21 protein-coding genes and 2 tRNA genes are annotated in these 26929 nt (G+C 45.0%); 10 read left to right on the plus strand and 13 right to left on the minus strand.

Annotated features, from left to right (window positions below; translation table 11 throughout):
• Window positions 1-3: 3 nt before the first annotated feature.
• From btsR to G3R49_RS17880, 3 genes are all read left to right on the plus strand, one after another.
• Window positions 4-714: a two-component system response regulator BtsR gene (gene btsR / locus G3R49_RS17870; RefSeq protein ID WP_167870570.1), complete on the plus strand. Its 711-nt coding sequence runs from the start codon at window positions 4-6 to the stop codon at window positions 712-714.
• A 408-nt stretch (window positions 715-1122) separates the two neighbouring features.
• Window positions 1123-2604, plus strand: coding sequence for a carbon starvation protein A (locus G3R49_RS17875; RefSeq protein WP_167870571.1), 1482 nt, complete (start codon window positions 1123-1125; stop codon window positions 2602-2604).
• A 235-nt stretch (window positions 2605-2839) separates the two neighbouring features.
• Complete coding sequence (locus G3R49_RS17880) at window positions 2840-3196, plus strand: VF530 family DNA-binding protein (RefSeq protein WP_167870572.1); 357 nt, start codon at window positions 2840-2842, stop codon at window positions 3194-3196.
• A gap of 24 nt (window positions 3197-3220) precedes the next feature.
• Here the strand turns inward: G3R49_RS17880 and G3R49_RS17885 are convergent, their stop codons facing one another.
• The 5 genes from G3R49_RS17885 to G3R49_RS17905 form a co-directional block, all read right to left on the minus strand.
• Window positions 3221-3991 carry a hypothetical protein gene (locus G3R49_RS17885; protein ID WP_167870573.1) on the minus strand — a complete coding sequence of 257 codons (771 nt, stop codon included), beginning with the start codon at window positions 3989-3991 and terminating at the stop codon, window positions 3221-3223.
• A gap of 162 nt (window positions 3992-4153) precedes the next feature.
• Complete coding sequence (locus tag G3R49_RS17890) at window positions 4154-4327, minus strand: Trm112 family protein (protein ID WP_130602449.1); 174 nt, start codon at window positions 4325-4327, stop codon at window positions 4154-4156.
• Window positions 4327-5346: a tetraacyldisaccharide 4'-kinase gene (lpxK, locus tag G3R49_RS17895; RefSeq protein ID WP_167870574.1), complete on the minus strand. Its 1020-nt coding sequence runs from the start codon at window positions 5344-5346 to the stop codon at window positions 4327-4329. The genes G3R49_RS17890 and lpxK overlap by 1 nt, the downstream gene beginning before the upstream one ends.
• Window positions 5346-7148 (minus strand): lipid A export permease/ATP-binding protein MsbA, encoded by a 1803-nt coding sequence (msbA, locus tag G3R49_RS17900; RefSeq protein WP_167870575.1) that lies wholly within the window; start codon window positions 7146-7148, stop codon window positions 5346-5348. The genes lpxK and msbA overlap by 1 nt, the downstream gene beginning before the upstream one ends.
• Before the next feature lie 38 nt (window positions 7149-7186).
• A complete protein-coding gene (locus tag G3R49_RS17905; RefSeq protein ID WP_348633942.1) occupies window positions 7187-9901 on the minus strand; it encodes a ComEC/Rec2 family competence protein in 2715 nt (904 codons plus the stop codon).
• Here G3R49_RS17905 and G3R49_RS17910 point away from each other — a divergent pair.
• Complete coding sequence (locus G3R49_RS17910) at window positions 9873-10385, plus strand: DUF2062 domain-containing protein (protein WP_167870577.1); 513 nt, start codon at window positions 9873-9875, stop codon at window positions 10383-10385. The two genes, G3R49_RS17905 and G3R49_RS17910, sit on opposite strands and share 29 nt — an antisense overlap.
• 164 nt (window positions 10386-10549) lie before the next feature.
• Here the strand turns inward: G3R49_RS17910 and lolE are convergent, their stop codons facing one another.
• From lolE to G3R49_RS17925, 3 genes are read right to left on the minus strand one after another with little or no spacing between them, the layout of a single operon-like run.
• Window positions 10550-11791, minus strand: a complete 1242-nt coding sequence (lolE, locus tag G3R49_RS17915) for a lipoprotein-releasing ABC transporter permease subunit LolE (RefSeq protein WP_167870578.1) — start codon at window positions 11789-11791, stop codon at window positions 10550-10552.
• Window positions 11788-12555: a lipoprotein-releasing ABC transporter ATP-binding protein LolD gene (gene lolD / locus G3R49_RS17920; protein WP_167870579.1), complete on the minus strand. Its 768-nt coding sequence runs from the start codon at window positions 12553-12555 to the stop codon at window positions 11788-11790. Before lolD ends, lolE begins: the two co-directional genes overlap by 4 nt.
• Window positions 12556-13827: a lipoprotein-releasing ABC transporter permease subunit gene (locus G3R49_RS17925; RefSeq protein WP_167870580.1), complete on the minus strand. Its 1272-nt coding sequence runs from the start codon at window positions 13825-13827 to the stop codon at window positions 12556-12558.
• A 146-nt stretch (window positions 13828-13973) separates the two neighbouring features.
• Between G3R49_RS17925 and G3R49_RS17930 the strand changes: the two genes are divergently transcribed.
• The 3 genes from G3R49_RS17930 (at window position 13974) to G3R49_RS17940 (ending at window position 19328) form a co-directional block, all read left to right on the plus strand.
• Window positions 13974-14546, plus strand: coding sequence for a hypothetical protein (locus tag G3R49_RS17930; protein ID WP_167870581.1), 573 nt, complete (start codon window positions 13974-13976; stop codon window positions 14544-14546).
• A gap of 100 nt (window positions 14547-14646) precedes the next feature.
• The gene (gene mfd / locus G3R49_RS17935; protein WP_167870582.1) at window positions 14647-18195 is read left to right on the plus strand and encodes a transcription-repair coupling factor; all 3549 of its coding nucleotides are present in this window, start codon (window positions 14647-14649) and stop codon (window positions 18193-18195) included.
• Entirely contained in the window at window positions 18195-19328 is a 1134-nt protein-coding gene (locus tag G3R49_RS17940; protein ID WP_167870583.1) for a peptidoglycan binding protein CsiV, read from the plus strand. Before mfd ends, G3R49_RS17940 begins: the two co-directional genes overlap by 1 nt.
• Before the next feature lie 408 nt (window positions 19329-19736).
• On the opposite strand, the gene nagZ is transcribed toward G3R49_RS17940, so the two are convergent.
• Window positions 19737-20747: a beta-N-acetylhexosaminidase gene (gene nagZ, locus G3R49_RS17945; RefSeq protein WP_167870584.1), complete on the minus strand. Its 1011-nt coding sequence runs from the start codon at window positions 20745-20747 to the stop codon at window positions 19737-19739.
• Between the two features lie 224 nt (window positions 20748-20971).
• Between nagZ and G3R49_RS17950 the strand changes: the two genes are divergently transcribed.
• Complete coding sequence (locus tag G3R49_RS17950; RefSeq protein ID WP_167870585.1) at window positions 20972-22345, plus strand: L-serine ammonia-lyase; 1374 nt, start codon at window positions 20972-20974, stop codon at window positions 22343-22345.
• Window positions 22346-22607: 262 nt separating this feature from the next.
• Window positions 22608-23027 carry a TetR/AcrR family transcriptional regulator gene (locus G3R49_RS17955; RefSeq protein ID WP_130602421.1) on the plus strand — a complete coding sequence of 140 codons (420 nt, stop codon included), beginning with the start codon at window positions 22608-22610 and terminating at the stop codon, window positions 23025-23027.
• A gap of 138 nt (window positions 23028-23165) precedes the next feature.
• On the opposite strand, the gene G3R49_RS20265 is transcribed toward G3R49_RS17955, so the two are convergent.
• The gene (locus G3R49_RS20265) at window positions 23166-23291 is read right to left on the minus strand and encodes a hypothetical protein (RefSeq protein WP_278044721.1); all 126 of its coding nucleotides are present in this window, start codon (window positions 23289-23291) and stop codon (window positions 23166-23168) included.
• Window positions 23292-23411: 120 nt separating this feature from the next.
• On the opposite strand from G3R49_RS20265, the gene G3R49_RS17960 reads away from it, so the two are divergent.
• Window positions 23412-25088, plus strand: a complete 1677-nt coding sequence (locus G3R49_RS17960; protein ID WP_167870586.1) for a M28 family metallopeptidase — start codon at window positions 23412-23414, stop codon at window positions 25086-25088.
• A gap of 115 nt (window positions 25089-25203) precedes the next feature.
• On the opposite strand, the gene G3R49_RS17965 is transcribed toward G3R49_RS17960, so the two are convergent.
• The 3 genes from G3R49_RS17965 to G3R49_RS17975 form a co-directional block, all read right to left on the minus strand.
• The gene (locus tag G3R49_RS17965; protein ID WP_167870587.1) at window positions 25204-26343 is read right to left on the minus strand and encodes a DcaP family trimeric outer membrane transporter; all 1140 of its coding nucleotides are present in this window, start codon (window positions 26341-26343) and stop codon (window positions 25204-25206) included.
• 173 nt (window positions 26344-26516) lie between these two features.
• Window positions 26517-26592, minus strand: a tRNA-Lys gene (locus G3R49_RS17970).
• 234 nt (window positions 26593-26826) lie between these two features.
• Window positions 26827-26902 (minus strand) — tRNA-Lys (locus G3R49_RS17975).
• Window positions 26903-26929: the final 27 nt, after the last annotated feature.

A 26929-nucleotide genomic window follows, 5' to 3' on the forward strand; every position in this document is an offset into this window, starting at 1 on the left:
TCCATGATCCGCTGTATTATCATCGACGACGAGCCATTTGCTAGGCAGGAAATTATCGATTTGCTTGATGAGCATGACGACTTTGAGGTAATTGCTCAATGCGGCAATGCCATTGATGCGCTAGCACAGATAAACCAACATAAGCCTGAGTTGATTTTTGTTGATATTCAAATGCCGCGAATTAACGGCATGGAGCTTATCGCCATGCTAAACCCAGACTTCTTACCTCGAGTAGTGTTTATCACAGCTTACGACGAATATGCGGTTAAAGCTTTTGAAAACAATGCCTTTGATTACCTGTTAAAACCTATTGATGACACCCGTTTTCGTAAAACACTTGAGAAATTGCGCACAGAGTTAACTCCTCAAGACTTATCCACTATCAGCCCAACTGAGCTTGAACAGCTGCCGTGCTTTTGCGGTAACCGTTTGATAGTGACCCAAACTCAAGATGTTGAATACGTAATGAGTTATGTTGGCGGCATCAAGGTTTTTACGCCTTTCATGCCTTGCCACACGCAACTAACACTCAAGGTTTTAGAAGAAAAAACCCCGCTTATTCGCTGCCATAAACAGTATTTGGTCGCACCTAGCGCCATTACAGAAATTGAGCTTTTAGACACAGGCGCGGAAATCACCACTAAAAGCGGCGCTAAAGTGCCTGTGTCACGTCGTTACCTAAAAGCGCTAAAGCAAACTCTTGGCTTTCAATAGAGAAAAACCTTGAATGTTTTATATATAAAACTAACCAGCAACCTATTTTTATTGGTCACAGGTACATGCTCACTGACAGGCGAAAGCCAAACTATGAGCGATTGTTTACTTTAATTAGCAATACAACGCTCAGCGGCAATTTATGATTGTCAGCGAGCGAACCGCTAAACCTTGGCAAGTAACCGCTCAGAGCTATCAATAACCGCTTAGCTCGTTATCGCGCCGCTTAAATCGATTTATAACCACTTAGCTCTCTATTTAATACCGCTCAATTCTACCTGCAACCGCTTAGCGCTTTATAGCACCGCTTAAACAAGCAATCTTGCCTGTTAATCAATCTAGCGCCACTAAATAACAGCAATTGCTTAAAGTAGCCTTGAACAAAATTGCTATTAAGAGTGTATGGATATGATTTGGTTTCTAACATGTGTCGCCTTTCTAATTGGTGGCTACTTCATTTACGGACAGTTTGTCGAAAGAGTTTTCGGCATTAATGCCAAACGTCAAACACCTGCATATTCAAAGCAGGATGGCGTTGACTATGTCCCTATGTCAAACAAAAAAGTTTACTTGGTTCAGCTACTTAACATTGCTGGTGTCGGCCCAATCTTTGGTCCAATTATGGGCGCACTATACGGCCCAGCGGCAATGCTATGGATCGTGATTGGTTGTGTATTTGCGGGTGCTGTTCACGATTATTTCTCAGGTATGCTATCGGTTCGTAACGGCGGGGCATCAGTACCAACCATTACCGGCCGTTACCTAGGTAATGGCGCCAAGCACTTTATGAACGTGTTTGCTATCGTACTGCTGCTGCTTGTTGGTGTGGTATTCGTTTCTGCTCCTGCAGGCATGTTAACCAAGCTAGTTAACGATCAAACCAGCTTCAACATTCCTGTTATTGCTATGGTTGTGGCAATTTTCTCTTACTACATCATTGCGACAATCGTTCCTGTAGATAAGATTATCGGTCGCTTCTACCCACTGTTTGGCGCGCTACTTATCTTTATGTCAGTTGGCCTTATCACCGCAATTGGTTTCTCAAGCGAGCATCAAATCATGGGTGGCTTCCAGGTGAGCGACATGTTCACTAACATGAACCCAAATGACCTACCGCTATGGCCAGCGCTATTTATTACCATTGCTTGTGGTGCAATTTCTGGCTTCCACGCAACACAGTCACCTCTAATGGCTCGCTGCATGGAAAATGAAGAAAACGGCCGCTTTGTATTCTACGGCGCAATGATTGGTGAAGGTGTTATCGCGCTAATCTGGTGTGCGCTTGCACTATCATTCTTTGGGTCAGTTGAATCGTTACAAGCTGCGGTATCTGACGGTGGCCCAGGTAACGTAGTGTACTCAGCTTCATTCGGCCTACTAGGCGTATTTGGCGGTATCTTAGCTTTCCTAGGTGTGGTGATTCTACCTATCACTTCTGGTGATACAGCTTTCCGCTCAAGCCGCCTTATCCTTGCTGAGTACTTCAACATGGAGCAAAAGACCTTACGTAATCGCTTAATGATGGCCATCCCTCTGTTTGTTATTGGTGGTATCTTAACTCAAGTTGACTTTGGGGTTATCTGGCGCTATTTCGGTTTTGCTAACCAATCAACAGCAGTAATGATGCTGTGGACTGCGTCAGCTTACTTACTTCGTCACAATAAATTCCATTGGATTACTACCGTACCAGCGATGTTTATGACCACTGTATGTGCGAGCTTTATCTTAAGCAACGATAAACTAGGTTTCGGATTACCAATCGATGTATCAACGGTTGCTGGCTTTATCTTCGCTATCGTTGTAACTGGCGTTGTATTCAAGATCTCAAAAGGTAAAGGTGAAGACGAACTTCCGGGTGAAGAGGCTGAAGCAGACGCTAAAACAGCTTAATTAGCCGAGCGCTCACTCAGTGAGCCCTAACTTAAAAAGGGAAAGATTGCCTAAGCATCTTTCCCTTTTTTGTCGCTCCTAGATATCCCTGTCATTCAAGCATAATTGCCCTTGCCAGTTCCACACCAAAGACCTAGGTTACTGAGCTTTGTGCCTAGAGCTTATTTCATGCAGCTCAGGCGTCACGTATAATAAGTCGCTAAGCATATTTCCACATTAAATTGGCTGAACAACGATGACGCAAAAAAACAATCCATTGCACGGTGTGAAACTCGAGCAAGTAGTAACAGATCTCGTCGCGCATTATGGCTGGGAGCAAATGGCGGAGCAGATAAACATTAACTGTTTTAAAAGCGACCCAAGCGTGAAGTCGAGCCTCAAGTTTTTGCGCAAAACCCAGTGGGCAAGAGATAAGGTTGAAATGCTGTGGCTTAAAATGAACAACCACCAGCTGCCTGACCATTATTTTGTGAGTAAAACTGATACTGAAAAACCGTCAAGCCACACTCAAAAAGCTAGCGCGCCAGCAGCTAAGACTGATAAAACTGAAAGTAGCGACAGCGTTAACGCTCATATCTGGGGAAATCGCTAAATAACAGCTAATGGTGGTGAAATGTTAGATTGGTAACGAAAAGATCAAACGCCAGACGATAATGCCGCCACCATTTTGATAACTCACGCCTAAACGGTCTAGCTTAAGGCCGTCCCAACCAAACACATCCCAGCCTATGGGTTTATCAAATTTGATTGTGGCACCGAGCTCGTAGGTGTAATTGCTAACAACATCATCCCCTTCAGGATTGGCAAAGGTGAGATCATCAAAAAACCAACGGCCGCTAACAAATAGCCTTGGCTCCATGTTGCGATTGAATGCACGCCAGTTATAGCCTAAGCCAAAATCTAACCCAGCTTGGTATACGGCAAACCTGTCAGAGTTATCATTGATACTGCTACGATAACTTGCCCAAAATAGTCTGTTGGTCCATATAGGCGTGTATTCAGGCATATCAATTTGATAAACCGCTGCAGTGCCGAGCGATACGATACCGACATTGCTTGAGTTAGTAAAATTATGGCCATAACCTAAGTCTAAATATGACTCAAACGTGAGCTTATCATTGAACAGCCAATGATATTCTAGCCCCGGCGTCACCGTCATGGTGCCGACTCTTTCAGGTAGCTGCCCACCGGGGAGATCATCAAATGAATAATCAAAAAAGCCCAATGAGATGGGTAGACGCAGTTTAACTAGATGGTCGTCTGCTTCATCTAAGGTAAATTTTAGTGGTACGTTCGCAACTGCAGCATTTTGACCGGAAGTGCGATACAAGCCACTCCCCAAGTAATTGGCAAAAGCATAATGCGATGCATCAGGATTATTCAGCACCTTGCTAGCAACAGCTTGAGGTGTAAACAAGCAAGCTGTGATAGTCAGAGCCGAAAGCTTAGCCAGAGCCTTTTTAAACCCCTTATAATAAAAATCCACCTTCGATGAAGGTGGCTTTTTGTTAAGCATTCGCATATTAAACAATCTACCTATATGGGCAAATTAGGCTTCTAGCGGCGTAGCACGGTTTTCCAATAGCACAGGAATACCTTCAGTAATTGGATAGGCTAATTTGCTTTCTTTGCAGATTAGTCGATCATTCTCTTTATCATACTCCAGCTTTGCTTTACTTACTGGACACGCGACAATTTCAAGTAATTTTCTATCAAACGCCATTATGCTTCCTTTATTTTATCAACCGCTTGCTGTAAGCGGCTCAGTAATGCTTGATCAAACTCTGCTGTTAGTTTGGCATTAACCGGTAAATACCACCAGTGTTGCTGAGCAAAAGCGCGACATTTAACCGCATCTTTCTCTGTCATCAGCAGCGCTGCATCCTGACTAAAACGCTGCAACTGTTCAGCACTGTACGCTTGATGATCATCAAATGCTTGAGTGCGAGTAACATTAAAACCCTGATTGCCTAAACTATCAAAAAATCTTTGTGGGTTGCCTATTCCTGCAATCGCGTAAATCGGTTGCTGTTTATCAAAACATTCAGCTTGCGTATTTATAGGCATATTTGCGGCCAAGGAGACAACTGCTGCAGGCTTAAGAGGTGCGAGTGTCATCAGGGCTTCACCATCTTGCGCCGGCCCGCCATTGTTAATAATAAAATCAACACTTTCTAGGCGACTGGTACCTTCACGTAGCGGACCTGCTGGAATTAACCACTCATTGCCATAGCGTCTGTCACCATCAACTAGCGCAATTTCAATATCACGGGCGAGAGCATAATGTTGCATGCCATCATCGCTAATAATCACATCAACATCATGATTTGCTAGCAACAGCTTTGCTGCTTGAGCACGCTTTGAACCTACCGCCATCGGCGCTTTCGTGCGCATCGCAATCAGCGCCGGCTCATCACCAACTAGACTAGGCTCGCTACTAGGCTCAACCAACATAGCCTCAGAGGCACTGCCGCCGTAGCCACGGCTCACAACGCCCGGCTTGTAGCCATTAGCGCGCAATAATTCAATTAAATGAATAACAGTTGGGGTTTTGCCACTGCCACCAGCGGTAATATTGCCCACAACAATCACTGGCACACGCAAACGAGTTTGTTGTTTTAACCCTAAGCGAAACAAACTGCGTCTGATACTCGAGACAAACCAAAATATCAGAGACAAAGGCACTAGCAACCATTTTGCCCAATGCCCTTGATACCAGATTTTATTAACCCAGTTTTGCATTACTCACCAAACTGCATTTGGTAAAGATTCGCGTACATGCCATTTCTCTCGAGCAGCTCGCTATGGGTGCCGCGCTCCATAATCTCACCTTGCTCAACCACTAAGATTTCGTCAGCGCTTTCAATGGTTGATAAACGGTGAGCAATAACGATAGACGTACGGTTCTGTCTGAGGTTATCTAAACCTTGCTGAATGGCCTTTTCAGATTCAGTATCAAGTGCAGATGTTGCTTCATCCAAAATCAAGATAGGTGCGTTGCGTAACATGGCGCGAGCAATGGCGATACGCTGACGTTGACCGCCTGATAACAACACACCGTTTTCACCCACCTCGGTATCTAAGCCATCGGGCAGCTCGTCAATAAACTCCATCGCGTGGGCCAGCGTTGCCGCCTCAATAATTTGCTCGCGAGTCACCTCTCCCGGATAGGCATAGGCGATGTTATTCGCGATAGTGTCATTAAATAGCGTCACCTGCTGCGACACTAACGCCACTTGATTACGTAAAGACTTGAGTTGGTAGTCATAGATACTGGTGCCATCAATGCAAATATCGCCCTCTGATAGACCGCCGTAAAAGCGGGTAATCAAGCTCGCAATGGTTGATTTACCCGAGCCTGAACGACCAACCAGTGCCACGGTTTTGCCTGGCTCAACATTAAAATCTATGCCCTTAAGCGCCGCAGTTTCTTGCTCAGGATAACTAAAGGTCACCTGGTTAAAGGTCAATTTACCCTCAACGCGCTCAACATGAAAACTGCCTTTATCTTCTTCTGGCTGCGTATCCAACAGCTCAAATACCGTGGTACATGCTGCAATACCGCGCTGAAACTCTGCGTTTACTCGTGTTAAGTTCTTAATTGGCTGCAGCATGGCTAGCATCGCACCCAAAATTGCCGCAAATGTACCGGCGGTGAGTTCTTGCGCCATGCTGTCCCAACTTGCGGCATAAAGTACAAACGCTAGCGCAAACGAGCCAATGACCATGATTAGTGGCTGACTGATGGATTGGGCAACGGCAAGCTTCATATTTTGATAACGGTTACGATCGTTCACGTCAAAGAAACGCTTCATTTCGGTTTCTTGACCGCCAAAGGCCAACACATTTTTATGACCTTTAATCATCTGCTCTGTGGTAGCTGTTACCCCGCCCATCGCAGACTGAATTTGCTTAGACACCTTACGAAAACGCTTACTCACCACACTGATCACTACACCCATGATTGGGCCGATAACCAAAATACACAGGGATAATTTCCACGAGTAATAGAACATGATCGCCAGCATACCAACTACTGTGATGGTATCGCGAACAATCGAAATCAAAGCGCTGCCTGATGCTCGGGCAATTTGCTCAGTGTCAAAGGTAACGCGCGAGATCAAGTTACCGCTGTTCTCACGATCAATATAGCTCACAGGTAAACGCAGGTAGTGCTCAAATACTTCTTGACGCATATCCATAATCAGTTTGGCACTGATATATGACACACAGTAAGTAGAGACAAAGTTAGCAAAGCCGCGAATAGTGAACATCACTATCACCACAAAGGGTGCCATCATCATGATATCGTTGTTGGCGCTAAAGCCAGTATGAGTAGGAAGGTCAACACCTGCAACATTGGATGCTGACTGGCCAAAACCTTCGTCAATAAAAGGTTTTACAAAGGCAATGAACGCCGCATCGACCAAACCATAGGTAAGCAAGCCAAGCACCGCAAAGATGAACATGGATTTCATGGGGATCACATACGTCATTAAACGTTTGAATACAACCCACATTTCATTATTTGCTTCTGATGACATTTATTTGATTACTTTCATGACAAACATAGAGACGCATTCTACTCTGCTTTAACTTTCTCACCAAATTTAAACAAACGGTTATACCAAAAAGGTGACATTTGCTGGCGATAACTGCTCACTTGATAACCGCCCTGATTAAAATTGAAGCTTATTTGACCAAGCTCTCCAGTGACGAACGTCTTCGCACCGATAGATTGATACCTTTGCATGACGTCCTCTTTGGGAAATCCGTACTGATTGGCAAAGCCTGCATTAACAACCGCAAGCTTAGGGTGGGTATGATTGATAAACTCACTCGTCGATGAGGTGCGACTGCCGTGGTGAGGCACAAACATGATATCGACATTTTGAATTTGCTGATTGGCTAACAACCCCCGTTCGCGCTCTGTTTCGATATCGCCGGTTAACAGCAGTTTACTCGAGCCATCATCAAGCAATAATACACAAGAGCGATTATTGTCAGAGTCATTCTCTCCCGCAGCCATCAAAGGGGTCTGTAATGCGCTAAACGTTAGCTGAGCAAACTGCCAATTAAAGCCGCTACAGGGCGATACTCGCTTGCCGAAATCTGCCTTTATAGATTCATCATCAGCGATTATCTTCGCTTGCGGATACAACTTAGCTAGCCGAGCTAGACCACCCGCGTGATCATTATCATTATGGCTAATGAAAATATGGCTGACATGACCCAAACCACGGGCATTTAAAAACGGCACTATCACTCTGTCCGCATAGGTAAAGCTGTCACCGTATTTTGCGCCTGTATCATAGATAATCGCTTGACCGCCTATCTCAAACACCAGGGCGCTCCCTTGCCCGACATCTAAAGCATGTAATTGCCAGTCAGAAAAAGGTTTAGATTCAGCGATAAATTCAGAGGGATGAAGCTTGGAATTTACCGATGGACTTAGCTTATATTCACCGCTTTCAAGCTTGTCGCTCAGGTTCGATTTTATTGCTGGTTCTGCAGCGACCAGAATGGGGAGCGTATTCGTCAAAATAAAAGCTAATAGCATACCCGCCGAGCCAACTAGCACTGCAGCAACCCCAAGCGTTTTACGCGAATATAAACGTCTGACTGCGGTGAATAATTGCTGCCTAGCTAGGCTTATCCAAGGAATAGCAAGTTGCGATAAAAGCAGCTGTTTGATCAAATAGCCACTTACCGCAATCACCAGAATTAACACGAGCAAGCCTGCTTGTCGCTCAGATACCGTCAGCAGCGCATAAGGTAAGTAATCGGAATAGTGAAGCAATGCGCTAAATGGCATCAACAGTGCGTCAGCAATTTCAAATAACTCTGCCGACTCATGCCAACTGACTAAATCATGACCAAATATACGTATCCCAAGTAAATTGATAAACCAGAACATCGCCCAAACACATAAGGTTAGAATCGCAACTGGAATAACCAGCAAGCTAAACCAAGGCACAAACAACATGTTCAGCCACATGCTATGAACCGACACAGTCGAAAATAACAAAGCTTGCACTGCCGCTAATACCAAAGCTAAGCGCCATTGAATCGCCCACAATGCCATCCCATAGTGTTTGACCTTGCGCCAAATAACATGTGCATTTTCGCTAGCAGCAAGGTTGGTGGGATTAGTAACAGATGCTTGATCTAGTTGTTTATCACTTTCAAGCGTTGATCTCATTTCAGCACCGCGACCTGTACCTACCAACAAAATAATTGCCAATGCGCAAAACGATAAGTAAAAGCCACTACTTAATATAGCAAAAGGATCAATGACCAACACGGCGAACAAGGCATAAAGCAAACGATCCCATACACTGGCATGCTGATTAAACACACTTAGCACTACCACCATAATCAGCATGATAATTGCCCTCGTTGTTGCAACCGGAAAACCAGCTAAGTAGCCATAGATAAACGCCATAACAAGCGGCAGTAATAACGTAACGGCTCGGTAAGCAAAGTAGTTGTGCTGGGCTAACGGCTTACAGAGTTTGGAAAAGATTACCCAGAACAGCCCAAAAACCACAGATAAATGCAGCCCGGAAATGGCAATAAGATGACCACTCCCCGTTTGCCTTAAATGACGCCACCGCTCGTCAGACAAGGCCGTCTTTTGACCTAAAAGCAGCGCTTGCAACACATCGCCATTGGCAAGCTTTGACAGTACTACAACCAAGTCTGATTTAAATTGATGCACTAACGCAGGGTTATCTTGGATTAACTCAGCACGCCTGACGCTGCCTCGGCCTATAATATGTCTACTGATGAAGTATTTTTGCTGATTAAAGCCACCTTGATTGGCGATAGCACTAATACTTTTCATCCGCGCGCTAAATTGCCATACCTGACCAGGTTTCACGTCAGGAGCACTGTTCCAGTTTAAGCGGTAATAACCCTGTAATTTGCTAGCGCTAGTTTGTTCAAGGTTTTTAACATCAACACTAATCCAGTCGCGGTTTTGGTTAACTAGTGATACTATCTCTGCCCTGAATATTTGTTGTGTTGGTTTTGCTGTTGTCTGATGTGAATAAAAACCATGAAATACAATGGATAACCAAGACAACGACATCATGATCCCGCTGATAAAAGGGGCTTTTTTAAAGCACATTCCCCCAATTAGCAGCCAGAGCACAATCCATTGCAATGGTAAGATCTGCGGCCACAGCAGCGCTGAAAAACAACACGTGCAATAACCGATAATAAATCGATTCATAACGATTGAGTAAAGACAGTAATCGCCGAAGATGCCAAAAAAATTTATCGAAAAATACATGCCTAACCCGGAAGAACTTAAAAATCATAAGTATCTAAAGGTGTTCGGCAATTTACTCCACAAACCTAATCTTTGGGCACTCAACCGTAAGTCAGCCCCTGGCGCATTTGCGATTGGCCTGTTTGCCGCCTGGGTCCCTATTCCGTTTCAAATGATCCTCGCCGCCGCATTAGCCATCTTCTTTAACGTTAATTTACCAGTGTCTGTCGCGTTGGTCTGGTTAACCAACCCGGTCACCATGCCGTTTATGTTCTATGCAGCCTATTTATTGGGCGCAAAAATTATGGGTAGACCAGAGCAAGAATTTCATTTTGAGGCAAGCTGGGCGTGGGTTGAGTCTTCACTTTCAACCATAGGTTTACCCTTTCTTGTCGGCTGCGGCGTACTAGCCGTTGTCAGCGCCATTGTGGGTTACTTTGTGATGTCTAACCTTTGGAAGTACAACGTGTTATTTAAGTGGAATAAGCGCGGCAAATACAAATAGAAAGTAATAGTAAAGTAAGTAACCAGCTTTAAAGCTTGATATAGAATACAAAAAAGGTCGCCCAGTATCATTAAATACATTTGGCGACCTTTTTTGTGGATGTAATTGATGGCTAGCGAACACTCTACACGCTAAACTAACTCGGTAGTTTCCCTAAAATATCCTTATCGCCCTGCCAACGCGGCTGCAGGCGCTATTTTTGATGCTTTCCAGGCCGGATAAACCGTGGCAATCAGGCTCATCACCAGTCCCATGAATATCACAAAGGCTACATCTCTTAGCTCAAGTTGAGTTGGTACAAAATCAATAAAGTAAATGCCACCAGCCAGCAGCTGAATACCAAAAGCGCTCTCAATTGCTTTAGCTATCGCACTTAAATTTTGCGCGATAACCACGCCAACAACGCCGCCGATAGCACAGCCAGATAATCCGTTAAGCGCGCCTTGCAACATAAATATCGCCATGATGCTAAAACGTTGCAGTCCCATGGTCATCAAAATTGCAACTTCTGAGGCTTTATCGCGCACCGCCATCACGAGTGTCGAGACGATATTAAAGCAAGCTACAGCAATCACTAGCGCCAGTACCAGATACATCACAACTCTTACTAGCTGAATATCTGAATATAAGTGGCCTTGAGTTCTCGTCCAGTCATTCATATACACATATTCGCTTTGAGCATAGCCAAGCTCACGAATAACGCTTTGTGCCTGCAGTACATTATCAACTTTAATGCGGATCCCAGATGCCAGCCCTTCATGACCAAGCAACCTTGCAAGATACACCATCGGTACATAGGCCTGAGTTTGCTCGACCTCACCACTTAATTTGTAACTCCCGGTCACCACAAATCGATGACTTTTCGCTTGAGTGAGTCTTGTGGCGTTTTTCTGCGGCGTGTACATAGCCACAGCATCACCAATGTTAAGCCCTAACTGCTGCATCAGCGCCTGACCGAGGACAATGTTGTTAGCATCTTCAGCTAACGTTTGCCAAGTTGACTCATCCATATACTCTGCAATGGTGGACACTTTTGGCTCATAAGCTAAATCGATACCCGTAACTTGAATGCCTTGAAATCCGCCGGGCTTTTGCACTAAACCTTGCAAGCGCACAAACGGCGCAACACCTTTAATCTCGGGAATTAGATCAGCTGACTGTGCCTTAGACTGCCAATCTTGCAATGGTGAGTTCACCCCAACCAGCTCGCCATGAGGGGTAACGCCAAGCAGCCTTTGTTGTAGCTCACGCTCAAAGCCGTTCATTACCGACAACACAATAATCAACACGGCAACGCCAAGTGCAATACCAGAAGTCGATGCAAACGAAATAAAGTTGATAAACCCATTCGCCTGACGTTGGCGATAGAAACGCCAACCAATTGTAAGAGGCAATTTTAAACTCATTGGGCAGCTTCCTGCTGGTGTGAAACACCTTGTGTACCAGTCTCTTGGCTATCAACCTCTTGAGAGTGGAGCTTGCCATCTTTCATCGTCAGCTGACGATCCATCTTGGCAGCGAGTTTATAATCATGGGTTACTACCACGAATGCTGTGCCAAATTGCTGCGACAACTCACGGATCAACGCATACACTTCATCGCCGCGACTGGCATCAAGGTTACCGGTCGGCTCATCGGCAAGGACTAACTTTGGTCTATTAATTAGCGCTCTAGCAATCGCGACACGTTGACGCTCACCACCTGAAAGTTGTGCTGGCGTGTGTTCAAGGCGATGCGATAAGCCCACCCGCTCAAGTAATTCAGTTGCACGCTTAAGTGTTCCAGCCTTGTTAGCACCTTGAATAAATGCCGGCATTGCCACATTTTCAAGGGCACTAAACTCTGGCAGCAAATGGTGAAATTGATAAATAAAACCAAGGTCTTGGTTACGGATCTGCGCCTGACGCTTAGCCGAAACACTGTGAATGTCCTCACCATCGAGCAATATTTTACCCGCGCTTGGGGTATCTAATGTGCCCATTAGGTGCAATAGCGTCGACTTACCCGAACCTGAGCTACCCACAATAGCGAGCTGCTCACCGGGCGCGACACTCAACTCAACGTCACTGAGCACTTGAGTAGCAATCTCGCCCTCTTGGTACTGTTTACTTACCGCGCTGACATGTAACAGCTTTGGTGCTTGCGAGGAGGCTGGAGTTTGATTAGTCATTTATTCGTATCTCAAAGCTGTTGCAGGTTGAACTTTAGCTGCGGTGTAAGCTGGGTATAAGGTGGCGGCTAGGGTGACAAATAAGGTTCCAACAACAATCACACCTATTTGGGTCACTGATATTGAGGCTGGCAGAGTCTGCCCCGCGCCTAATACGGAGATGCCAATAGCGTTCAAAATACTATTGATATTTAAGGTGATAACGATACCTGCAAGAGTGCCACTTAGCAGCCCAAGTACCGCATTTAATCCACCTTGCACAATAAAAACTGCCATTACCGATTGCGTGGTCAACCCTTGCGTTTTTAATACTGCAACATCAGTGGTTTTATCGACCACCATCATCACTAACGCTGACACAATATTAAAGGCTGCGACTGCAATAATGAGACTTAGCATCAATGACATCATGTTTTTTTCCATTTTTACTGCGGAAAACAAATGCCCAAACTGCTGGCGCCAATCAACCACTGTGATGCTATCAGCACCTTGCTCCTTGCCAGCATTTTGTTCAAGGTTAGCGTGCGTTTGAAACTGAGCCGTGATTTGCTGTGCTAGTACAGGCGCATCAAACGGATCGCTAAGGTATGCTCTGAGTTCGTTAACCTGATTAGGATTTTTACGCATTAAGCGGCGCAGATCTTGATAGTGTACATAAGCAAGATTGGCATCAACTTGAGAGCCCATCTCGAAAATACCCGCAACGGTAAACTTGCGCTGACTCGGCACTGGCCCAAGCGGCGAGTACACTACTCCATCGCCACTCAACACGCGAATTCTCTCACCTACTGATACACCTAAGGTCATAGCAAGCTGCCTGCCAAGCACAATTTGGTAGCTACCAGGTGTTAACGCGGCAAACGCGCCGTCAAAGCTGTGACTCATCACCTGTGACAATCCCTGCTCATGCTCTGGGTAAATGCCTAACACTTGCACAGCGTGAATATTATTGACTGACTGCACCATAGCTTGGGTAGTTGCACTTGGCACCATGCCTTTAATGTCATGATGTTGCTTGAGTACGCGCTGCGTAGTGTCTTGCCAATCAGCAAAACCTTGCTCGCTCACTAGGGTCAATTGCGGCACAGCTCCCAGAATGCGGTCTTTAAGCTGCGCCTCTAACCCATTCATTACTGAGCTGACAATAATCAAAGCGGCAACACCAAGGAAAATGCCTGATACGGCAAAAAAGGTGATAAAGGACGCGAAAGCATTGGCTTTTCGCGCTCGCCAATAACGAAATCCAATATAAAACGAAAAGCCCAAATTCATATTTTATTGTTAATCCTAAACTTTCTTGGCGTGCAATAAGGTAAGATAGCAAGAATTAATACGAGCACGCTAAGTCTATGACTTGCTAAATCATTAAGTTGGGCACGATAATAGGGCTATTAGTGTGATAAATAAAGAGGCAAACCTTGTTACCTGACAGCAATTCTTACTTTAGCGTGCCTCATCAATTCAGCGCTTACCTCACTTTATGGGACAACAGCCAACCACTTCCTAGCGAAGAGCAACTGCGCGACTTACAATCTGTTGGTCTGCAATTATTAACTGAAGTGAAAGGCTTAGAGGCAAATTGCCTATTACAGCTTAGGCAAATCGACAACGATGCTAAAGCGGTAGTGGATTACCTCAAGCTTCAATCTCGCAAAATTGATCTCGTGTTGCAATACATTCTTGAAAACGAGCAACAACAAGGTGAGCCTGTAAGTGGTATTCAGTTTGGCGGCAGCGGCATTAGCATTTTAAGCAGCGAGCCTCTTAACGTTGGTGAGCATTACCAAACCCAATTATTTATTCGCTCAGAACTTGTCGCCTTGCTGTGTTTTTGTGAGGTAAAAGCCTGTAAAGAGCTTGAAGGACAATGGCATTGCCAACTCGATTTCAGCCAAATTCTTGAAGATGACGTCGAGCAACTGGTTAAAGCCAGCTTGAATGTGCAACAAAAAATGCTTAAACGCCGAAAGCAGCAACAATCATCAACTTAGGTTAGAGTCATCAACTTAGGTTGGTTAGAGTCATCAGCCAAAGTTAAAGTCATAGCCAGTCGATACGCTTATTCAAATCTAAATTAATACTGCAGCATCAATGAAGCAATTTAATGTACTGACACCACCAAGTGTCAATAAAGGTCAGCAATTACAAACCCTCGCCACTCTAGGCGGCAGCGCCCAGGCTATCACCTTAGCCAAACTTATCGAGCAAAATACTGGCACTACCTTACTCGTGACCCAAGACACGCCAACTGCCATCACACTCGAAGCCGAGCTTGGCTACTTACTAGCGAATAAGTCTGTGCAAGTGTGCTTGTTCCCGGACAGAGAAACCCTGCCCTATGATAGCTTCTCGCCGCATCAGGATTTGATTTCCCAGCGGCTAGAAACCTTGGCGCAAATTAGCCAAGGGCAGCAGCTAGTAGTGATAGTGCCAGTTAATACCCTCATGGTGCGCTTACCACCACTAGCGTTTTTAACCTCAAATGTGATGCTGCTAAAAAAAGGCGATATCTATGCACTGCAAAGCGTGCGTCAGCATTTAGTTGATACAGGCTATCATTTGGTTGAGCAGGTTTATGAGCATGGCGAGTTTGCCATTAGAGGCTCGATAGTCGATATCTTCCCTACAGGCTCAAAACAGCCACTGCGTATTGAATTATTTGATGATGAAATCGAATCGATTCGCTTCTTCGATGTTGAAACTCAGCGCTCAGGCATGGCGCTTGAGCAAATTAGAATGCTGCCAGCAAAAGAGTTCGCGACCGACAAAGATGCCATTGAAGGTTTCAGGCAGCGCTATCGCCGCCGCTTTGAAGTGATATCAAAAGAGCCTGAATCAGTGTACCAACAAGTTAGCCGTAATCTCATGCCTGCAGGTATTGAGAACTACTTGCCGCTGTTTTTTGATGACACCGCTAGCCTATTCGATTACTTGCCAGAGCAAACCGCGCTTATCACTGTGGGTGACATTGAGGCTTCGTGCCAACATTACCTTGCGGAAATTAACGAGCGTTTTGAAGATCGCCGCGTTGACCCACTGCGCCCATTACTTGCTCCACACGAGCTGTATTTACCAACCGATGAGTTATTTGGCGCATTTAAACAATATCAGCGTAGTCAGCTGCTCGCTTTGCGCACAACACAAACTGACGAGCGCAATACGCAGAGCAGTGATACACAGCGTAGCAAACAACAAGATGCGCAGCTGCCTAAGCATACCCAAATTGCGCAAACTCAAGCATTGCCTGACATTAACGCTAATCACAAGCTTAAGCAGCCACTTATTGCGCTAGCCGAATATAGCGAGCAACAGCAAAATTTACTGTTTTGTGCTGAATCTGAAGGCCGCCGTGAAGCCTTATTCGAGCTATTTGCCAAAATTGATATCAAGCCGGTGCTATTTAACCACCTTGATGACTATCTGGCATCAAAGGAGGCAGTCGGCTTAATTGTTGCGCCGCTAGCCAGAGGCTGCGTGCTGCAAGGTACAGCAAAAGGCGATGTTAGCCTGATCTGTGAAACCGAGCTTTTTGGCCAACGTATTTCACAGCAGCGCCGCCGTGAAAAGCAAAAACAAGTTAGCGCTGACGCTCTGGTTAAAAACTTAGCCGAGCTAAAGGTGGGCCAACCTATTGTGCACTTAGAGCATGGTGTCGCTTTATACAAGGGCTTACAAACATTAGATACAGGCGGTCTGATAGCTGAGTACTTGCAGCTAGAATACGCAGGCGGCGACAAACTTTACGTACCTGTATCGTCGCTGCACCTTATAAGCCGCTACAGTGTCGGTAATGAGGAAGAAACTCAGCTTAACAAGCTAGGCAACGAAACTTGGGCGAAAGCTAAGAAAAAAGCCATTGAGAAAATTCGCGACGTAGCGGCTGAATTGCTGGATGTCTATGCCAGACGTCAAGCACGTCCTGGCGATGCGCTTAAAGTCGATGATGAAGAATACGCGCTGTTCAGCCAGGGGTTCCCATTTGAAGAAACAGTCGATCAAGAGGTCGCCATTGAAAATGTGCTTGATGATATGCAAGCACCAACCGCGATGGACAGGCTAGTTTGTGGTGACGTAGGTTTTGGTAAAACAGAAGTTGCCATGCGCGCCGCCTTTATTGCGGTAAACGCAGGCAAACAAGTGGCGGTGTTAGTGCCAACTACCCTGCTAGCCCAGCAGCACTATGAAAACTTTAAAGACCGCTTCGCCGATTGGCCGGTGGTGATTGAAGTCATGTCGCGTTTTAGAACCACCAAAGAGCAAAATCAGGTGGTTGAGCAACTTAGCGAAGGCAAGGTCGATATTGTTATTGGCACACACAAACTGCTGCAATCACAAGCTAACTTTGAGCAGCTTGGCCTGTTGATCATCGATGAAGAGCACCGCTTTGGGGTTCGTCAAAAAGAGAAAATTAAGGCACTACGCGCGAACGTCGATATTCTTACCCTTACCGCAACGCCAATTCCACGTACGCTAAATATGGCAATGTCAGGCATGCGTGACTTGTCGATTATCGCTACCCCGCCAGCTAAACGTCTGGCAGTAAAAACCTTTGTACGCGAGTTTGACAAAGCCACTGTGCGAGAAGCCATCTCCAGGGAGATCTTGCGTGGTGGTCAGGTGTACTTCTTACACAACAATGTTGAGAGTATTGAGCGCGCTGCCAATGATATTCGTGAACTGTTACCAGAAGCGCGAGTTGTCACAGCGCATGGGCAAATGCGTGAGCGTGACCTTGAAAAAGTCATGTCTGACTTTTACCACCAACGATTTAACGTGTTGGTGTGTACCACGATTATCGAAACCGGTATCGACGTACCCAGTGCCAACACCATTATTATGGACCGAGCAGACAAGTTTGGTTTAGCCCAGTTGCACCAATTACGCGGCCGTGTTGGTCGCTCACACCACCAGGCTTACGCCTACTTGATGACGCCACACCCAAAACGCATGACATCAGATGCCCGTAAACGTCTTGAGGCCATTGGCGCATTAGAAGATTTAGGCGCCGGCTTTATGTTGGCAACCCAGGACTTAGAAATTCGTGGTGCTGGTGAGCTACTAGGTGATGAGCAGAGCGGTCATATTTCAAAAATTGGCTTTAGCTTGTACATGGATATGCTTGAATCTGCCGTTAGCGCGCTAAAACAAGGTAAAGAGCCGTCACTGGCGCACATGATGAGCAGTCAGGCTGAAATCGACCTGCGTATTCCAGCATTGTTGCCAGAAGACTATGTTGGTGACGTAAACATGCGTCTATCGCTATACAAGCGCATTGCTAACTGCGAAAACGAGAACATGATTGATGAGCTAAAAGTTGAGTTCATTGACCGCTTTGGCATGCTACCTGATGCCACTCGTAACTTAATGGATCTCACCCTATACAAACATCAAGCGACCAAGCTTGGTATCAGTAAAATCGAGCTTCATGCCAAAGGCGGCAGTGTTGAGTTTAGCGACGACAACAAAGTCGACCCTATGTTCATCATAGGTTTATTGCAAAACCAACCACAAATGTATCGAATGGACGGACCAAATAAGTTAAAGTTCAACATTCCCGCAGAGACGAGTAAAGAGCGTCTCGACCTGGTGCAAACCCTACTTGAGGAGTTTGCTAAACACCCGAATGGAGACAACAAATAGTGCAACCTAAACTGGCAATGTCACTAGCAGCAATGACTGGCCTCAGTCTGCTTTGCTCACCATTAACAGTTCAAGCTAAAACCTGGTTTGAAGTTGAAGTGTTTGTATTTGAAAGGCAAGGACAGCCAAATACCGAGCAGTGGGACGAAGATGCACCTGCTAAGCCAATTAGCAGCAGAGCAATTGATTTAATCTCACCTGTGATCACCACTGATATTACTGGTGTAGCACTAGGGCTTGCAGGGTGTGACTCAAACGACTGGCTCAACGACAACCCTGACTGTCAGCAACAATTTAACAGTCAAAGCCAAAAATCTCACCCAGGTGTAGTACCTGTCACTATCGCAGCAGAGACTGAGCAAACGGCATATTTAGGTGATGAACCGTTATTGCTAGCACAATCACAATCTCAATTTGCAGATGTGATCACCACAGTCTCAAAAGAGCCAGGAGTCAAACCACTGCTGCATCTTACTTGGCAGCAAGATATGCAGTCAAAACGCCGCTCAAAGCCTGTTCGTATTTTTGCCGGTAAAGATTTCTCAGAAGAATACAGCTACCATGGCGAGCACGTCGTAAAGCAGCCTGAATCTCAGATTGAAGAGCCTGAAGTCTCTGAGGTAAATAACACATCACAGCCTGCTCAGTTTGGTGAGTTCGGCTCGTTTGGCTCAATTGAGCAAACTGAAACAACTGACTCATCAACGGCGCACAACCAATTCGGCAGCTTTGGTCAACTGTTCTCGCTTGAGGAGCAAACTAAGCCAGTTTGGGAGCTTGATGGCACCATTAATATTTATCTTAGTCACTATTTGTACATCGAACATGACCTTGGACTACGCAAACCAACGCGCATTGAACAAAGCCTTAGCGATTTTGGTAGCCTAACTAGTTACGGTTATAGCCAAGAGCAACAAGCCGGTGATCAAACAAACGTCGAACTTGTACCGTTTTTGCAAACCATCCCGATGAAACAAAACCGCCGCGTTCGCAGTGGGGAAGTGCATTACTTTGACCACCCGCAAATGGGTATCGTTATGCAAATCCGTAAAATGGAGCAACCTACCACAGCGCGCCCAATTGATTTAAGCTCATCGGCAGATGACGAGGTACAAACACCACCCCAGCTATAACGTTTTAGCAGTTTAGATAACTAACAGCGCTGACCTACACAGGGAAGCGCTGTTTTTGTTTATACGCACTCGTTTCGGACTTTATACAAACGGCAGATACTCTACCTACTGTCCATAATGGGTTTAATTTGGACAAAAAAAAGCGACTCAAAATGAGTCGCTGAAACTGCTAATCAGTTAAAATATGACATAGACATTATTCGAGTCGCATTTCGAACTTTGCCTGTGACACTTTGTATCACCACTTGTTACCAATTGCTACATTTAAGCGTACAGTTGCACATTAATTAACCTTTGCATAACAAGATATCTGATCACGATCACACAAGTGTCGTTTCAAGCCTAGTAGATAAGCTTACGGCAATTTTTATTACTACTCACAACGGCCCCCACTTATCGCCTTCTCAGCTACTGAGCAAATTGCTTGGCAAGTGCCTGGGCATCCAACCAGCGCTGCTCTTGCTCTAATGCTTTTGCAACTTGTTTGCTATTAGCAAGCAATTGCTTCACGTCATGCTTAGGTGCGTGGCTTGGCCATTGAAACTCATTTAGCAATGTCTCAACACCCTGAGGGTCATTACATACCAAAATCATGTCACAACCTGCATCTAGTGCTGCTTTTGCCCGCCCTAGGTAATCACCAGCAAAACTTGCTCCTTTCATGCCAAGGTCATCTGAGAAAATCACCCCGGCGAACTTTAGCTGTTGCCTTAAAACCTCACCAAGCCAATAACTTGAAAAGCCCGCAGGGTTTGGGTCGACTTGGTCGTAAACCACGTGAGCAGGCATCACGCCTTGTAATTTTTGCTGCTCGATTAAGCTGGCAAATGGCGTCATGTCATTTTCAAAAATCTCGGCTTTACTTCTGCTATCGACTGGCATGGCAATATGTGAGTCGGCTTGCACGCTGCCATGACCCGGAAAATGTTTACCAACAGCGGCCATGCCCGCGTCATTCATGCCATCAATCCAGGCATCTGCTAGCAGAGCTACCTGCTTAGGGTCGTGACTAAAGCTTCGCTTGCCTATCACTTCACTAATGCCATCTAAATCCAGTACGGGCGCAAAGCTCAAGTCGATATCACAAGCTAGTAACTCCACTGCCATTAAAAAACCTAACTCTTTAGCCCATTTACATGCTTGGGTTAAGTCGCCTTTTGCCTGCGCTAGTAAGCTGCCCATAGCCGGAATTTTACTAAACTCGGAGACGAACCTCTGCACACGGCCGCCCTCATGATCAACGGCAATAATCAGGTCTTTGCGCACTTTTCTAATTTCTGCAGTCAATGCAACCAACTGAGATTTTGTCTCATAATTTCGGCTAAATAGAATTACGCCGCCTACCTGTGGGTGTGCGAGCTGCTGCGCTTCTTTTTCACTGACGGTTAACCCCGCCAAGTCCATCATTAGGTAACTCAATTGCGAACCTCTATGTAGAAAAAGCTATTAGTTTAGCTATGTTAGGAATATAACTGCATACAAATAAATCTCACTAATGCGAAATGCAGATATAAAAAAATCTAATGAATCATTTAGTAAAAAGTGTGTGATACTTTGCCACAAATAAACAGGCTTAATCTCTCTAGCAGCGATTATACTCTGTAATAACTAAAACAAAATACGACCCAGACCAAGGTTATTCTATGATCAGTGTTTTCGACATGTTCAAGATCGGCATCGGCCCGTCAAGCTCACATACAGTTGGGCCAATGAAAGCCGGTAAAATCTTCATGCAAAATGTCGCCGACCAAGGCTTGCTTGATAAGGTAGATGAACTGCAAGCAGAACTGTTTGGCTCGCTTGGGCAAACAGGTAAAGGCCACGGCACAGGCAAAGCCGTTATTTTAGGACTGATGGGTGAAGACCCAGAAACCGTCGATACCGATAAAGTTGATGACATCCTAGCCCAGGTTTCAAACGACCAGCAGCTCACACTTGCTAGCGGCGACAAAGTAAAATTCACCAAAGAAAACGGCATCACTTACCATAGACGTAAGTCACTGCCTGCACATGCTAACGCTATGACGTTATATGCATTTAACCAGGGTGAATGTATTTATCAACGTACTTACTACTCTGTTGGCGGCGGGTTTATTCTCGATGAAGATGAAATCACCGCACAAGATGCATCACCTGCAACGCCAATTAACGTGCCTTATGACTTTGAAACGGCAACGGCGCTATTGCAAATTTGCTGTGACAATGGTCTCAGCATCTCTTCATTGATGATGGCTAACGAGTTAAGCATTGCGAGTGAGTCAGAGGTAAAGCAAGGGCTTTGGCATATCTGGCAAACTATGAAGCAGTGTGTTGAGCGTGGTTATCAAAAAGAAGGCATGTTGCCTGGTGGATTAAAACTTCGCCGCCGCGCCCCAGCGCTTTATCGCCGCTTAAAAGCAGAAGGCAGAAACAGCGTCGATCCCCTAACAGCAATGGATTGGGTAGATTTATTCGCACTGTCAGTTAATGAGCAAAATGCCGCAGGCGATCGCGTGGTAACAGCGCCAACTAACGGCGCTGCTGGCATCATTCCCGCAGTGCTTTGCTATTACGATACGTTTGTACAAGAAGTTGATATCGACATCTGTGCGCGTTACCTGCTTACCGCTGCAGCTATTGGTATTCTTTACAAAAAGAATGCATCAATTTCAGGTGCAGAGGTCGGTTGTCAGGGTGAAGTCGGCGTAGCGTGTTCTATGGCTGCAGCAGGCCTAACTGAAATTATGGGCGGCACAGTTGTTCACGTTGAAAACGCTGCAGAAATCGGTATGGAGCATAACCTTGGCTTAACTTGTGACCCAGTAGGCGGTCTAGTACAGGTTCCATGTATTGAGCGAAACGCCATGGGTGCAGTTAAAGCAATTAACGCATCGCGTATGGCGCTTCGCGGTGATGGTCACCATAAAGTTTCACTCGACAAAGTCATTAAAACCATGATGGATACGGGTAAAGATATGCGTAGTAAATATAAAGAAACAGCTAAAGGTGGCTTAGCAGTTAACATCGTCGAATGTTAATGATTTAAGCAATGAACTGAGCAATGCCATTTGGCTATTTTTGCCAATCGCGAGAGAAACCATAAAGGGGGCACTTTGTTGCCCTTTTTTGTTGTTTGCAAAATCTGTTTGCGTAAAACACGGGCTGTCAATTTACTTTGGTACAGAGTTGACGATTTTTAGCGCACACATGTTCATTATTGTGAGCTATATACGGTAAACGGGTAACACTTTCGACCTAAACAAGTGTATATTGTGTTGCTTAAGTTTATCGGGGGATAAAATGACAACTGAAGAGAAATTACTTCACGCAGCAGATGAGCTGATTAAGCAACACGGGATCATCAACTTCTCGATGTCTGATATACCAAGAGCATGTGGCTTATCACGTGCGTCGTGCTACCAGCATTTTAGAGACAAAAATGAAATTCTCGCCGCACTATGTACACGAGAGTTAATGCGTAACTTTAGAGCGATTAACGAACAACGCTGGGATGATATTTCCGGTATATTTACCATGGTACTCAGGCCGTTAGTGTTTAATCATTTGAAAGAGCGTGACCAACTCGCCATTGATAACGCATTTGAACAACTTCTGGGTTCACTCGAATTGCTACCAAGCAACGACAAATTCAACTTTATGAAGCAAGGCTTCAAAATCTTAAAGAGTGAACGTGAGTTAGGCTTACTAAAAATAGTTTAGCATCGCCCTGTATTTGAAAAGGCGTGGCTCTATAGAGCAACGCCTTTTTTGTACCTTACAGTAACTAAGCACCTACCACACAGAGCGCACATATGACTGGCTAGTTACGGTCGATATGCCTGCAATAAAAAGACATTATTAGAACTCAACAATCAAACATCCCGCAAAAACAATCTTTGGCTTATTCAACGGCTCACAGCCGGCAAATTCAGCGCCTAAAACAATAGCTGAATCAAAACCGCTATCAAACATAAAATCATTCATTAGCACATACTGCTATACACTTATATTTGGTAACAACTTCAAATAGTTTTTGGCTTTTTATTGCAATGCAGATAGGCGACTATATCGCTGACAACAAGAAAAACAACACTAAGGGTGACCATGACATATCGGGCTCCAATTTTCGCACTCACATTGTGTGCATTAGCCACTGGTTGCAACGATGAGCAACCTTCTTTATCAATCGAAGCTAAACCTGCACCGAGTATTCAAGTCTCATTTAATGAATCTCGTTTTCGCCAAGATATAAAAACCCTTGCCTCTGATGAGTTTGAGGGTCGAGCGCCGACAACAAAAGGCGAAAAGCTCACTCTTGACTACCTGAGTGCCGCTTTTAAAGAAATGGGATTACAAGGTGCAAATAACGGCAGCTACCTACAAGCTGTGCCTATGGTGAGTTACACCGCTAGCGAGCAACAAACCATTAGCTTTAATGATGTCATAGCTAACTACCGTGACGATATCGTTTTAAACACTCGCCACGACACTAAGGCAATAGACATCAAGCAAGCACCATTGGTCTTTGTTGGTTATGGTATCAATGCCCCCGAGTATCAATGGAACGATTATCAAGATATTGATATGAGAGGAAAAATAGCGGTTATTTTAATCAATGACCCAGGATTTGCTCACCCAGAGTCGCAAAAATTCAATGGCAAAGCCATGACTTACTATGGCCGCTGGAGTTACAAATTTGAAGAAGCGAGCCGTCAAGGCGCGCTTGGTGCCATTATTATTCATGATACTAAGCCTGCGTCTTACCCTTGGAGCGTGGTGGAAAATAGCTGGACTGGACCGCAACAAGATTTGGCGTCTGCCAAAAATAGCGAAAACAACCGAGTAATGGTTGAAGGTTGGATGACAAAAGATCTAGCAAATGAGCTATTTACCGCTAGCGGTCATAACCTGACTAATGTTGCCGACAGAGCTGCAAGTGGCCCGTTAAACTTACTACTAAAGCAAAGAGCAAATATCGCTTTTGGCAATAAAACAAGCTACTCAGACAGCTACAACGTAGTAGCTACCCTACCCGGTTCAAGCAAAGCTAATGAGCATATTATGTTTACCGCCCACTGGGATCACCTAGGTAAAGATACCAACAAGCAAGGCGATAATATATACAACGGCGCCCTCGACAACGCTTCAGGCACAGCGGGAATAATGGAGATTGCACGCATGTTTGCCGAGCAAGCTGACAAAGGAGGTGCCAATCAACGCTCTGTGACCTTTATCGCCACCACGGGTGAAGAGCAAGGCTTGCTTGGATCACGCTATTATGCCGATAACCCTATCTACCCAATTGACGATACTATCGCGGTATTTAACGTTGATAGCACAAACATCTATGGGAAAACCAAAGATTACACCATTATTGGTAAAGGTCAGTCAGAGCTTGAGCAGTTGCTGATCACTGAAGTTGAGGCGCAAGGACGTAAAGCGTTGAGAGAGTCACGCCCTGAATCAGGTGGATTTTTCCGTTCAGACCAGTTTAGTTTCGCCAAAAAAGGTGTCCCAGCAGTATTTGCGGGCAGCGGTAGTACACCACTTGATGAAGCATCCGCTCAATATAAAGCGCGTATGTTAGAGATAATGAAAGGCTGCTATCACAATGTATGTGACGAATATCGTGACGACTGGGATTTATCTGGCGCGATTCAAGATCTCAATATCTACTTTAATGCAGCTTATAAGCTGGCAAATAGTAAGCAGCGTCCAGGCTACTACCCGCAAAGTGAATTCCATCGTCTGCGCCCTTCAAGCAACAAAGTATCAGAATAATTTTTATAAGCTCTTAGTATCTCAATACAAACAAAAACCACCTTACATGAGGTGGTTTTTGCTTTCCGTTCCCTTAGCCTTTTTAGCTCAGGGAATCACAAGTACTGCTTTGTATTTACAGTACGTATTTGGCTGAGAACATAATACGATTTAAATCGCCGTCACTGCCATCTTCACGCTCGTTAAGCGCATGCATATACTCGACACCAAATGTCAGAGGTTTAGATGGTGAATATAGTAGATTAATGTAGCCAGAATATGCCGTTTTATTAACGCCACCGCCAGTAAACGCGACTTCGTTATCCGCTTTAAAGCCAGATAAAGTGAAGCTTGAGCGCCATTTATCGGTCCACCAGTGACGATAAGAAGCATAACCTGCTAATGAGGTAATAGCTTCGATTTCACCTTTATCGTTAATAACGCCGCCGTTGGCATAATTCAGTGCCACATAACGACCTAGCCCAGTGCCGTAAGTTGCTGAGAACTTGATGTCATCACCGCCCACAGGGATCATACCAGCAACACTTGCGCCGTAAGCCATTTCTGTTGAATCAATAGTGGCATTGTCAACATTAAGCTGACGAACAATACCTGAGAACGATACTTTTGCACCGCTATCAGTTTTCAAGTTATAACGAGCGACGACATCAGGCACAATGCCACTGCCACTTGTTATACGTGTGCCGCCACCATTGGGTGTTACAGTGGTCTCAGGGTTTTCAACCGCAAATTGCCAGTTACCATTGGTATAACGGATCATGCTTTGACGAACGAATACCGCACCATCAGCTGCCCCCACAAAATCTAAATTTTCAGGCAAGGCTCCTGGATTTTGGAAGGTCGACCAGGTTTGACCGATAGTCCAGTTGTCGTAACTGACAAACGCATGACGAATACGGGGTGAGTAACTATTAGAAACCCGCTCATTACCGTCAGAATGAGTCATAAAATCAAGCTCAATAAAGCCTGTTAATGTGTGTCCATCTACGTCAGTCACAGTTTTAAAGTTAAATCGAGATTCTCGGGCCTGAAAATCGACAACTTGCTTACCATTGCCTTCGCTGCCGTATATGGTGCCAGGCACGTAAAACTGTCTTGAAAGCTGCCCGGAATCAGGCGCACCGTTACCATAGCTGCTAAACATGACATCAGCTTTAACATAGCCACCAAAAGTCATTTCAGTATCGGCTACACTCGCTCCCGAACAAAGAAGTAATGCAGAGCCAATTGCTACACTCAGTGTTGAATATTTCATCCTTGTGTCCCCAGTTATTGTTAGTGTAAAGCACACAACAATATGGAACATTTAACGAACTGTTTACATTAGCAATAGGTCTATTAGACAAAAGTGTATAACAACTAGTTGTTTAGTCATTTATTAGATAGATATTAAAAGGGGATTTACAGCAGGTAAATGTGCTTGAAGAGTGGTGGGTCGTGAAGGATTCGAACCTTCGACCAATTGGTTAAAAGCCAACTGCTCTACCAACTGAGCTAACGACCCATCTAATTTTGAATCAAGTAAACTTGAATTCTGGAACAAAAGCCAACTGTCTATCTAAAAAGACCAACTGAGCTAACGACCCATCTAGTTTTGAATCAAGCAGACTTGAATTCTGGAGCAAAAGCCAACTGTCTGTATCAAACGACCAACTGAGCTAATGACCCATCGAGCTTTTGAATCAAGCGAACTTGAGTTTTCTGTATTTTCGCCAAACGGGCGACACTCTCAGAAAAGTGGTGGGTCGTGAAGGATTCGAACCTTCGACCAATTGGTTAAAAGCCAACTGCTCTACCAACTGAGCTAACGACCCATCTAGTTTTGAATCAAGTAAACTTGA

Origin of the sequence: Shewanella sp. WXL01, assembly GCF_012263345.1 — a bacterium.
GTDB classification, from domain to species: domain Bacteria; phylum Pseudomonadota; class Gammaproteobacteria; order Enterobacterales; family Shewanellaceae; genus Shewanella; species Shewanella maritima.

Bases quoted from the DNA above. Each gene is read 5' to 3' on its own strand.
- lolD (WP_167870579.1), bottom strand. From the start codon at position 12,555: ATGACTAATCAAACTCCAGCCTCCTCGCAAGCACCAAAGCTGTTACAT.
- G3R49_RS17910 (WP_167870577.1), top strand. From the start codon at position 9,873: ATGCCAAAAAAATTTATCGAAAAATACATGCCTAACCCGGAAGAACTT.
- G3R49_RS17955 (WP_130602421.1), top strand. From the start codon at position 22,608: ATGACAACTGAAGAGAAATTACTTCACGCAGCAGATGAGCTGATTAAG.
- G3R49_RS17965 (WP_167870587.1), bottom strand. From the start codon at position 26,343: ATGAAATATTCAACACTGAGTGTAGCAATTGGCTCTGCATTACTTCTT.
- lpxK (WP_167870574.1), bottom strand. From the start codon at position 5,346: ATGCAAAACTGGGTTAATAAAATCTGGTATCAAGGGCATTGGGCAAAA.
- lolE (WP_167870578.1), bottom strand. From the start codon at position 11,791: ATGAGTTTAAAATTGCCTCTTACAATTGGTTGGCGTTTCTATCGCCAA.
- mfd (WP_167870582.1), top strand. From the start codon at position 14,647: ATGAAGCAATTTAATGTACTGACACCACCAAGTGTCAATAAAGGTCAG.
- G3R49_RS20265 (WP_278044721.1), bottom strand. From the start codon at position 23,291: ATGAATGATTTTATGTTTGATAGCGGTTTTGATTCAGCTATTGTTTTA.
- msbA (WP_167870575.1), bottom strand. From the start codon at position 7,148: ATGTCATCAGAAGCAAATAATGAAATGTGGGTTGTATTCAAACGTTTA.
- G3R49_RS17890 (WP_130602449.1), bottom strand. From the start codon at position 4,327: ATGGCGTTTGATAGAAAATTACTTGAAATTGTCGCGTGTCCAGTAAGT.
- btsR (WP_167870570.1), top strand. From the start codon at position 4: ATGATCCGCTGTATTATCATCGACGACGAGCCATTTGCTAGGCAGGAA.
- G3R49_RS17960 (WP_167870586.1), top strand. From the start codon at position 23,412: ATGACATATCGGGCTCCAATTTTCGCACTCACATTGTGTGCATTAGCC.
- G3R49_RS17905 (WP_348633942.1), bottom strand. From the start codon at position 9,901: ATGTATTTTTCGATAAATTTTTTTGGCATCTTCGGCGATTACTGTCTT.
- G3R49_RS17950 (WP_167870585.1), top strand. From the start codon at position 20,972: ATGATCAGTGTTTTCGACATGTTCAAGATCGGCATCGGCCCGTCAAGC.
- G3R49_RS17880 (WP_167870572.1), top strand. From the start codon at position 2,840: ATGACGCAAAAAAACAATCCATTGCACGGTGTGAAACTCGAGCAAGTA.
- G3R49_RS17875 (WP_167870571.1), top strand. From the start codon at position 1,123: ATGATTTGGTTTCTAACATGTGTCGCCTTTCTAATTGGTGGCTACTTC.
- G3R49_RS17925 (WP_167870580.1), bottom strand. From the start codon at position 13,827: ATGAATTTGGGCTTTTCGTTTTATATTGGATTTCGTTATTGGCGAGCG.